Here is a 9,073-nt window from a genome sequence, read left to right on the forward strand (position 1 = left end):
CGATGGATGGTTAGCATACGGAGAGTTAGGCTCATTTTTAGGCTTGAAAAGGTAAAAACCCGCTCTCAGAGCGGGTTCTACCATCTTGCAGCTATTATTTTTTCCAATCTTCGATGCCAGTCTCGAACTGCTCAAATGCATGCGGAGTCGAAGCTTCCATAATATCTGAATAATTGTCGTTGCCTTCCGTAACATCGGTCCATTTCGGTGCAGCCTTAATGTCCCATGGCTTACGGTCCAGCAGCTGGTTAAAGATTCGAACAACTTCTAGTCGCGTGATAGGCTGATTTGGATGAAAATCCTTTTCCGTGAAATCGAACAGAACGCCCTGCTCTTCAGCTGTTGCAATGGCTGGTGCTGCCCAATGCCCTGCTACGTCCGAATACGTGCTTCCCTTAGCAGCATCCCATTTGTATACATTCATAAGGATCTGCATCAGTTCGGCTCGAGTAATTTGCTGATTCGGCTTGAACGTATGATTACCGGAACCAATCATCCATTTGTTCTGAGTTGCCGTCGCGATTGCATTCGCAGCCCAGTTTTTCGCGCTTACATCCTTATACGTCACTTTGTTAGAGCTTGCTTTCGACGGATACAGGCGGGACAAGATCGCAGCGACCTCGGACCGGGTAATTCCGCGATCCGTTTGGAACGTACCGTCAGGGTATCCAACCATGTAGGCACCATGATCGCCCGCAGCTTTTACCTTGGGCTGTGCTGTGAAGCTGAATTTCACGATGGTGTCGCCGACATGAATCATGCCGTCTTTAATATAGCTGCCGTCTCCGAAGCTCTCTTCACGCTTATCGTTACGGCTGTCAAAAACGACGTACCCGTTCTTTTCGCCTACAAAATAGTAATCACCGTCAGCGTATACCATCCAGCCGTATTGACCGCTGTCTGTGCTTGTTTGCGGGTTGTGGTTTTTGCTTGGCGAGAAATCCGCCAATTCAGGCAAATGAACAAGTTCTCCTGGCTTTCTGCCTTTGGAGCGATTCAACTCGGTATCCGCCCAGTACAATTGCATGTTCACTCCTGTAACCGGCTGGCTTGTTACCGTATCAAGGATCGTTCCATATGGATCGACCAAATCAACCGATAACTTCGCATTCCCTTTGCTATCGACCGTCAGCTTACCCGCAGGACCCGCCAGCTTCTCTCCGTTTGGCCCCATTACGTTCAGCGCTAAGGCATAATCGCCAGGCGCAACCTTTGGAAGATTAAAGCTTCCATCCTTGTTCATTACAATGTTCGGCACCTGAAGCTCTTGGCCGTTTGCCGATTTTATTTTTCCCGAAACTTTTAAGTTATCTCCGATGAGCTTCGTAATTTTGTCCTGAACAACTTTGCCCCCGTTCGCTTGGTCCGAAACGACGACTTCCGCTTTCATGGTTGGCGCTGCGGCAGCAGGCTTCTCCGGTGCAGGTGCTGAAGGAGCAGGCACAACCGGTGCCGGTGCGACAGGCGCGCTTGGTGTGGCAGTTACCACGTTGGACAAGCCTGCATATTTACCCGATGCGACCGTTAAACGGAAAGAATACGTTGTGCCATTCGTTAATCCGGTAACGACTGCACTTGTAGAATCGGCATTAACCGGCTCCGACGTCATTGCAGGAGTAAAAGCCTTACCATCGGTGGATTGTTCCACAATGATGCTCGATGCCCCTGTTAAAGCCGGGAAAGCCAAAGTAACCTGCTGATTGCCTGCCGCCGCCGTCAGCTTGGTTAAAGGAGCCGGATCCGCCGCCATGACATAGACGGTGAATGTTTTCTCGCTTGTCAGCCTGCCTTGCGTAATTGTTGCTTTCAAGGTCACATAAGTTCCAGGTTGGTCCAGATCCGGTCTCGTTACGGTTCCGTCGGCAGCAATGACCGAAGGCTGGTCGGAGGACCAAACGGTGGTTACATCCGGGTCTTGCAGCAGCGTGATATCATTTTGCACCGCATTTTTTGTGTCGCCGTTGTTCAATTGGATCGTGGTCATGTTCTCAGCGTTTTCAATGGCCGAGATCGATTCCTTATAATTGGATGTGATCTCATTTACGATCCGGTCAGCCATTTTATCAACGCTTTCGGTGATCGTTTCTTCGGAATCGACATGCAGTCCGCCTTCCGTAATACCGTCAATAAATTGTTTGTCGGTCTCCGTATATGTCGCTTGGGTGACCCCAACATACTGCGCTCCGTTGTTATTGAACGTGTCGGTCAGTTCGGATTGATGCGGTCCACCGTCCAACAGTTCGCTTGGATCATCGTTAATGTTCACGACATAACGCAAAGGTGCCTCCGGCCCCCATGGAATACGGTTCACGGCAACGTCCAGTGTCTTACTCGAAGTTGAATACAACTTCATGTTGTCAAACGCAAAAATGGAAATGATCTCGCAACCATGGCTTATATGGCTGACGATCGGACCGAATTCATTCCCATAAACCGCGGGAAGCGTTAAATCCTTAATGGTTTGATCGCCGTTATCCCACATATTCAACTTCGTATCCGTTGCGACGATTTTAATGCTGTGCTCTTTGGATGTCCCTTTTCCATAGCTTTGGACGAGGGTGACACCATTCATATCACTCAGAGGATTCGACATCTCATTATGCAGAGCAGTGACATCGATCCCGCTGATACTATATACATTGACGGCATTATCCACGTATAAAATCGCATAGCCACTTAATTTCCCTTCGCTATCAACCGCCGTATTGAAGAGAAAACCTCCGCCTTCCATGCTGTGATAATCCACTTTCGATTCATCCATATCGAAGGTAATGATCTTCTTGCCCGAAGGGCTTCCTGCTGTCAGCATGAAATCCTTATAAGCAGGCGCGGTGTAACCATAGAAGGTTAGTGTTTTGCCGTTATCCGACATTTGGACATGATTGTAATCTGCAGTTTCAACTGCCGGAGGGATGGCATAACCCCCATTGTCTATATACCAGCTATCATGACCGGAGTGCACATACGTCGAATCCGTTACCGAGGCCGGATCAGCGCTTGCATCCATAATCGACACGTATTTAGGATTAATTCCTGCTGCCTTTAGTTTGTTTTTAACAGCTTCGTTCAATTGGCTCTCAAAATCGCCGGAGTCATAAGAACTTGTCCCCACATTATAATAGACCTCTGCTACCGGAGACAGTGCATGCACCATTGGCGTATTGGCAACAACCAACATGAAGGCCGCTGCCATCGAAATCATTTTTTTCTTCATCTGACCACCCATTTCTGTAAGCTAATTCTTTTTCTCTTCGTCAAACTTAGTGAAACTATGCTGCTGATAACACCCTCCAACGATACAAATATAAAAATGCTATACCAACATATCAGAAACATCTCTCAAAATTCTCTCAAAATTGAACGTATCGTTATTTGCTCTCAGGGAAGCTCACTAAATGATATAGAGCGGCCAGGACACACAGGTTTCGAATATCGGTTGGGAATCGATCGGTTAAACGGCTTGAAAGCCGACTCTTGCAAGATTTAAGGGAAACCGGGAAAATGAAAAAAATCCAAACTCTGGTTTAAGTCAACACCAAAAACAAACAACCAGTCGCCGGTTTTATTCCGATGACTGGCTGCTTCATACACGAGCTGTTCCGATCTGTGACTCATGAAACGGGACGAGTTCGCCCTAGAGCTCTCGATAGGCCGGCTCCATCCCTTTCGTGGGCTGATCCTCCAGGTATTGATAATATTGCGACTGAACCGGTATATCTGTTAGGGCTTCCACTGGCACGGACGGCTGCTGGTATGGCTCATCTACATACATGATTCTGCGCTGAATTTGCATGAGTCCGTTCACAACGCGAAGCGCGATCCAGAATAACACAAGGCCAACACCTACATACAACAGATACTGCTGATTATAGGTCCAATCGATATGAAAGTAACTAAACAAGCTATTCTCCAAAATATCCAGCTGCAGTTCATTCATCAAAATAATATGCACGACCGGAAGAGTAATCAATCCTAACCCCAGGGATATGACCGTTACCATAATCACAAAGAACACAATGCCTGTTACGAATCTTAATAATACGAGCAGCAGATTGCGAATGAATAGCCCGCCATCAAAGCCTCTCACCATTCGCATCCACCAGTTGTGCCCCGTTTCAGACTGCTGATTGTAGGCTTGGGAAACAGGCGGAATCGGTAAACCCAAAATATGCCTGATCAGACCTTGTTCAAAATTCACAATGCCGTTCAATAGCTTAGCCACTCCAAAAAACAGCGGTATTCCAATAAATAGGGGAGTTAAACCGATCGATAATGCAAGCCCCGTGATCGCTACCGTAAAATAGAGAATCCCTAACGGGAGAGACAGCAATAAATACAGGATCGTTGCATAGGTTTTCGGATTAAAAAGCACCCAATTCACCTTAGCTGCAGGCACTTTGGCCGTCGCTTCTTTTGCCTTCACGTTCAAGCACTCCTTTGACTTCATACATCACGCTCTGATTAATAAACTTATTATATCTGTGTTGCTTGCCTGGCATAACCGTCTCAGGGAGTGTTTTACAACTAGACTTTAGACTAGGATATAAATTTTATATAATAGATAGAAGTACACAATACAGATCAGGGAGGAATCTCGCGTGGATATAAAAGCTAAAGTCAATGAGATTGTTACAAAAGTGAAAAATGATAAAGACTTTTCCGCTAAATTTATGAGTAACCCTGTTGCGGCAATTGAATCCATTATCGGAATCGACCTGCCGGACGATCAGATCAATGCGCTGATCGATGGCGTGAAAGCCAAAATAACGCTGGACAAAGCAGGCGACGTACTCGGCTCGTTGAAAAAGCTGTTCTAACAAAGTTCTAATGATACACGCTAAGAAACAACGCGACTGAAGCAAGCACGGTCCACTTGAAAGCCTCTCGGTTGGAGGCATTGCTTGAACGGCATTTTGAGATTCTGGACACACCGCATCAAATAGCCCCTTCCTGTATACTGGGAGGGGGCTATTTGACGCTATAAATGGATCCGCTACGGCATGCGACCTCAGTGGAGAATTTAGATATTTCTAGTCTACCTTCTTGAAGTAATGGATCGGTCGGATCTCAATCCCCCATCCAAACTGCTCTCCGGCACCTATCTGAACGGCCGGATGCAAGGAGGCTATCTGAATCGCTTCCTCCATGTCCCGTGCTTCTATGAGAAAGGCGCTGCCAATCATCTCCTTCGCTTCTATAAAAGGACCGTCCGTAACCCTCACCTTCCCATTCGCCTGCCGTAAACATTTCGTTTCCGAGGCAAGACCTGCATCGATTATCACTTGACCGCTGTTGTAAAGTTCATCCAGGTGAGGCGGACATTCGTTCATCACTGCATCAATCTCTTCCTTGGGACGAGCATCCATTTTGGATGAATCCAGGTAACCCAAACAAAGGAATTTCATTGTTTATTTCTCCTTTGACTTTAAATTGAAGCAATTATTGTGCCTCTATTTAATCAACGAACGATACACAGCTAAATCGACATGCATTTGAAAAAACGTTACGTGCTGTCATCGGCAGCGTCAGGTTTACGATCTCCATAAAGTATGCATCCAGGCGGCTGTTCATTTGATTGATGATTTGCCTGCTTAATTTCATGGTGTTATCCTGTATGGTCAGCGTCGTCATGAGGTACCAGTAATACCCCGCTCCTGTCAGCAGGATGCTCAGAACCAGAAACATGGCGATAATCTTTTTTCTTAGCGAAAAGGACCTCATGCTTCACCCCATTAGACCATTGTTTTATCCTCGCGAAGCGGGCGCCGCTGCAATTGGATCATTCGCGGCTGCTATAGGTGCCCCTGTCCATGATTATCATCATTGTATTTTCTTTCTGCCTTCTTCGCAATGAAAAAGGCACCTCGAAGGTACCTTAACCAAAAGTTGATAGCCAAGCGCCTCCGACCGTTAAAACTCTTCGTATTCGCTCGGATCCTGTCCCCACAACCGTCCATCTTCGCGGCTGAAGGATGAGATAACATCCATCTCTTCTGCTGTAAGCTCGAAATCGAATATATCGAGGTTGGCCTTCTGATGCTGCAGAGAGCCTGATTTAGGGATCGGAATCGCCCCCAGCTGGGTATGCCACCGCAAAATCACCTGAGCTCCCGTTTTTCCATGGGCTTGACCAATCCGGGCAATCTTCTCATTCTCCGCAATATCGTGCCCGCGTCCGAGCGGACTCCAGGATTCCGTCACGATGCCATGCTCCGCATGCTTCCGCCGCTGCTTTGCCTGGTCAAAAAAAGGATGCAGCTCCACCTGATTCATGCTCGGCGCTACGCCAGTTTCTTGAATCAAGCGCTCCAAATGCTCGGGAAGGAAATTGCTGACCCCGATCGAACGGATATATCCGCGTTTCTTGGCCTCGATCATCGCTTGCCAAGCCTCCACATACATATCCCGTTTAGGATTGGGCCAGTGGATCAGATACAGATCATAGTAATCCAGATCCGCCCGGTACAGCGATTCCTCAATAGTCGCAAGCGCCTCTTTATATGCATGACGCCGACCCGGCAGCTTGGAACAAATCAGAAGCTCTTCCCTGGGAACCGAGCTCCGCTTGATCGCCTTCCCGAGCGCTCCTTCATTTTCATAATTAAATGCCGAATCGATTAACCGATACCCCGCATCCATTGCGGATGCCATGGCTTGAACGCCTTCCTCCCCTTTCAGGCTATACGTGCCAAGCCCGATCATGGGTACCTTTAAGCCGTCATTTAACGTATGTTCCGGAATATTATGATTCATTGAAACAGCCTCCTTCGCGAAGTGGTTGAAGCCAACTATTTTATTATAAACGATGTGGTTGATCCCATGCTTGTCGTCATATGTCGTGCCGAACTTCCTCCCGACCATTGTTAATAGAAAGGAGAACCATTATAGTATAATTTGACAGAATATGATGCCGCCGGAATGAAGGGAAGGAAATATGAAGCGCCTACTACCACAAATGAAAAACAACCATTCGTATTTAAGCAAATTCAAAGAACATAAATGGATTTTGAACACGGTCATGGTGATTGGAGGAGCCTTCATCGGAGCCGGGGTCGCCGATTGCCTCATGGCAATAAACCAGCTGGATTTAGATCAAATAGCCCGGGGCCTAACGGTTTTCAGTGCAGGTCTTACCGTCGTTGTACTAGTAGATAACACCAAAACGCAAAAAGCCGCCGAAAATACCCAGCTTCAGACGCAGCTTCAATTGAAAAACATAGAAAGGCAGCTGGAAGCCCTAAGCCACGCTCAACTAGTTACAGCGGAACAGCTTCAAGAGATGAAGAACTGCTTAACAAATCAAAAGACCTCCTAATAGGTTACGTACGAAATCCATGACTCAGAACATGTATCATCTAAACTGCCAAACCGGGAAAAAATTCTATAGCGAGAAATCAACAACCCCCTTTTTATAGGCGAATCTCAGAGTGTATGCCTGTTCTTGCCCATACGGCATGGTAGCGATTTTTACGCGGGTATAATCGAGCCGGCTCTCCCGCAAAACCTTTTTGATCAAGGCGATACTTCGCTCCTCTTCTTACGACGCAAAATATATTAAGGGCATATTGCTTAGGATTAGAAATGCATTTCCCCATATCATAGCCATCCACATAACCTAAACCGGCGCCCGCTAAAGAAACCTCCAGATACTCCATAACTTTATCTCTTAACCAGCAGTCACGCTGGGTGCCTTTGGCGCTTTTTAGGGGATACTGTATCACCAGCCAGAATGATTCGTCCATTCGGACCACCCTTCAATTTTCGGATAAATATATCATATGAAGGGAATGTAGGCCAGATGTGTCAGCAAAATAGGGGGGAGATGTAGGCCATCTACCGATCGAGTGAACATGGCAAAAGTGGAGGCCTATAGAAGGGCGGACCTTATTCTAAGATAAGGCCCGCCAAAAAAAGGAGTTGGAGTAGCACCAATGTTGTCTGTGCTTTCTATTTTTTTACAATTTACTACCAGTTTCCGCTTTTGAATTAGGCCTGCCATCTAATCTGAATGCCTAAAGCTTCAGACAAACAAAAATCCACAACCTCTTGAGGTTATGGATTTAATTTACGAATGGAGATTAGGGGATTCACATCCCTGTTCAAAGAAAGCCACATAGGATTCTATGTGTGTTGGGAGCAACCCTTGTGGATGTCACTCAACCTCGCCTTATTTAGTGCTTGGTCTGAATCGGACTTGTATTCACTAGAATAGGCAGCATTTTCTCACCCTTCTCCATAAAGGAATTGCATTGGCCACAGATCGGTTGAATCAAAAAAACGAAGTTGTTCCTCATCCATCCATTGCAATCTTTATTGGTGCATGACCATATCGTTGTCATTTCCTCTGGGAGATCCATCATCTGTCTTTTCCGTGAATAGTACAAGCAGCATCCCTCTTTCTCTTCCGGAATAATGATGAAAAAAAGTCCCAAAACTATGTTTGGGACTTTCTAACGATCATTTATAGTTTAACAACATTCTCGGCCTGTGGGCCTCGATTGCCTTGTACTACATTAAATTCAACGCGTTGACCTTCGTCCAACGATTTGAAGCCGTCGCTAACAATTGCACTGAAGTGCACGAATACGTCGTCTCCGCCTTCAACCTCGATAAAACCAAACCCTTTGTCTGCATTAAACCACTTTACTGTTCCTTGCTGCATAATCCATTACCTCCATATTTTCATAATTACATGATCTTCAAATTCCAAAAAAAAATCACATATTGTACAAGGCTAGATAATCAAAATCATAACCCTCTACAATATGTGATCTCAGGTCGAAATTCCAATAAAGTAATTATAACATACAACTGGGGCTGATTCACAACTTTTCTTGCATTTCTACTTCATTTCCTCCACCTTTTGCTAACCATGACACTATATTAAAAAAGCGGGTAATGGTCGGGATGACACGATTTGAACATGCGACCCCCTGGTCCCAAACCAGGTGCTCTACCAAGCTGAGCTACATCCCGATATAGATGATGATAATGGCGCGCCCTAAGAGATTCGAACTCCTGGCCTTTTGATTCGTAGTCAAACGCTCTATCCAGCTGAGCTAAGGGCGCAAAT

10 protein-coding genes and 2 tRNA genes are annotated in these 9,073 nt (G+C 46.2%); 2 read left to right on the forward strand and 10 right to left on the reverse strand.

The features are described from left to right. Positions 1 to 94 precede the first annotated feature (94 nt). Together ACTHPM_RS20960 and ACTHPM_RS20965 are read right to left on the reverse strand one after the other, a co-directional pair. Complete coding sequence (locus ACTHPM_RS20960) at positions 95 to 3,214, reverse strand: S-layer homology domain-containing protein (protein ID WP_440396835.1); 3,120 nt, start codon at positions 3,212 to 3,214, stop codon at positions 95 to 97. A 420-nt stretch (positions 3,215 to 3,634) separates the two neighbouring features. Then, positions 3,635 to 4,423: a sensor domain-containing protein gene (locus ACTHPM_RS20965; RefSeq protein ID WP_440396834.1), complete on the reverse strand. Its 789-nt coding sequence runs from the start codon at positions 4,421 to 4,423 to the stop codon at positions 3,635 to 3,637. A gap of 247 nt (positions 4,424 to 4,670) precedes the next feature. Here ACTHPM_RS20965 and ACTHPM_RS20970 point away from each other — a divergent pair, with 247 nt between their 5' ends. Further along, positions 4,671 to 4,817 carry a hypothetical protein gene (locus ACTHPM_RS20970; protein ID WP_440396833.1) on the forward strand — a complete coding sequence of 49 codons (147 nt, stop codon included), beginning with the start codon at positions 4,671 to 4,673 and terminating at the stop codon, positions 4,815 to 4,817. 213 nt (positions 4,818 to 5,030) lie between these two features. Here ACTHPM_RS20970 and ACTHPM_RS20975 read toward each other — a convergent pair whose 3' ends face one another. The 3 genes from ACTHPM_RS20975 to ACTHPM_RS20985 form a co-directional block, all read right to left on the reverse strand. Further along, the gene (locus tag ACTHPM_RS20975; protein WP_440396832.1) at positions 5,031 to 5,405 is read right to left on the reverse strand and encodes a YciI family protein; all 375 of its coding nucleotides are present in this window, start codon (positions 5,403 to 5,405) and stop codon (positions 5,031 to 5,033) included. 49 nt (positions 5,406 to 5,454) lie between these two features. Further along, positions 5,455 to 5,685: a hypothetical protein gene (locus tag ACTHPM_RS20980; RefSeq protein ID WP_440396831.1), complete on the reverse strand. Its 231-nt coding sequence runs from the start codon at positions 5,683 to 5,685 to the stop codon at positions 5,455 to 5,457. A 225-nt stretch (positions 5,686 to 5,910) separates the two neighbouring features. Then, positions 5,911 to 6,753, reverse strand: a complete 843-nt coding sequence (locus ACTHPM_RS20985; protein ID WP_440396830.1) for an aldo/keto reductase — start codon at positions 6,751 to 6,753, stop codon at positions 5,911 to 5,913. Positions 6,754 to 6,955: 202 nt separating this feature from the next. On the opposite strand from ACTHPM_RS20985, the gene ACTHPM_RS20990 reads away from it, so the two are divergent. Further along, the gene (locus ACTHPM_RS20990; RefSeq protein ID WP_440396829.1) at positions 6,956 to 7,315 is read left to right on the forward strand and encodes a hypothetical protein; all 360 of its coding nucleotides are present in this window, start codon (positions 6,956 to 6,958) and stop codon (positions 7,313 to 7,315) included. Between the two features lie 94 nt (positions 7,316 to 7,409). Here the strand turns inward: ACTHPM_RS20990 and ACTHPM_RS20995 are convergent, their stop codons facing one another. From ACTHPM_RS20995 to ACTHPM_RS21015, 5 genes are all read right to left on the reverse strand, one after another. Continuing rightward, positions 7,410 to 7,742, reverse strand: coding sequence for a hypothetical protein (locus tag ACTHPM_RS20995; RefSeq protein WP_440396828.1), 333 nt, complete (start codon positions 7,740 to 7,742; stop codon positions 7,410 to 7,412). A gap of 429 nt (positions 7,743 to 8,171) precedes the next feature. Continuing rightward, positions 8,172 to 8,432: a cold-shock protein gene (locus ACTHPM_RS21000; protein WP_440421672.1), complete on the reverse strand. Its 261-nt coding sequence runs from the start codon at positions 8,430 to 8,432 to the stop codon at positions 8,172 to 8,174. A gap of 29 nt (positions 8,433 to 8,461) precedes the next feature. Next, the gene (locus ACTHPM_RS21005; RefSeq protein ID WP_440396826.1) at positions 8,462 to 8,662 is read right to left on the reverse strand and encodes a cold-shock protein; all 201 of its coding nucleotides are present in this window, start codon (positions 8,660 to 8,662) and stop codon (positions 8,462 to 8,464) included. A 237-nt stretch (positions 8,663 to 8,899) separates the two neighbouring features. Next, positions 8,900 to 8,976, reverse strand: a tRNA-Pro gene (locus tag ACTHPM_RS21010). A 16-nt stretch (positions 8,977 to 8,992) separates the two neighbouring features. Further along, positions 8,993 to 9,069, reverse strand: a tRNA-Arg gene (locus ACTHPM_RS21015). Between the last annotated feature and the right edge of the window lie 4 nt (positions 9,070 to 9,073).

The organism is Paenibacillus sp. SAFN-054 (assembly GCF_051966755.1).
In the GTDB taxonomy this organism is placed as follows: Bacteria; Bacillota; Bacilli; order Paenibacillales; family Paenibacillaceae; genus Paenibacillus_AQ.

Coding starts and splice junctions, on each gene's coding strand:
- ACTHPM_RS20970 (WP_440396833.1), top strand. CDS start 4,671: ATGAGTAACCCTGTTGCGGCAATTGAATCCATTATCGGAATCGACCTG.
- ACTHPM_RS21005 (WP_440396826.1), bottom strand. CDS start 8,662: ATGCAGCAAGGAACAGTAAAGTGGTTTAATGCAGACAAAGGGTTTGGT.
- ACTHPM_RS20995 (WP_440396828.1), bottom strand. CDS start 7,742: ATGGACGAATCATTCTGGCTGGTGATACAGTATCCCCTAAAAAGCGCC.
- ACTHPM_RS20980 (WP_440396831.1), bottom strand. CDS start 5,685: ATGTTTCTGGTTCTGAGCATCCTGCTGACAGGAGCGGGGTATTACTGG.
- ACTHPM_RS20960 (WP_440396835.1), bottom strand. CDS start 3,214: ATGAAGAAAAAAATGATTTCGATGGCAGCGGCCTTCATGTTGGTTGTT.
- ACTHPM_RS20975 (WP_440396832.1), bottom strand. CDS start 5,405: ATGAAATTCCTTTGTTTGGGTTACCTGGATTCATCCAAAATGGATGCT.
- ACTHPM_RS20985 (WP_440396830.1), bottom strand. CDS start 6,753: ATGAATCATAATATTCCGGAACATACGTTAAATGACGGCTTAAAGGTA.
- ACTHPM_RS20990 (WP_440396829.1), top strand. CDS start 6,956: ATGAAAAACAACCATTCGTATTTAAGCAAATTCAAAGAACATAAATGG.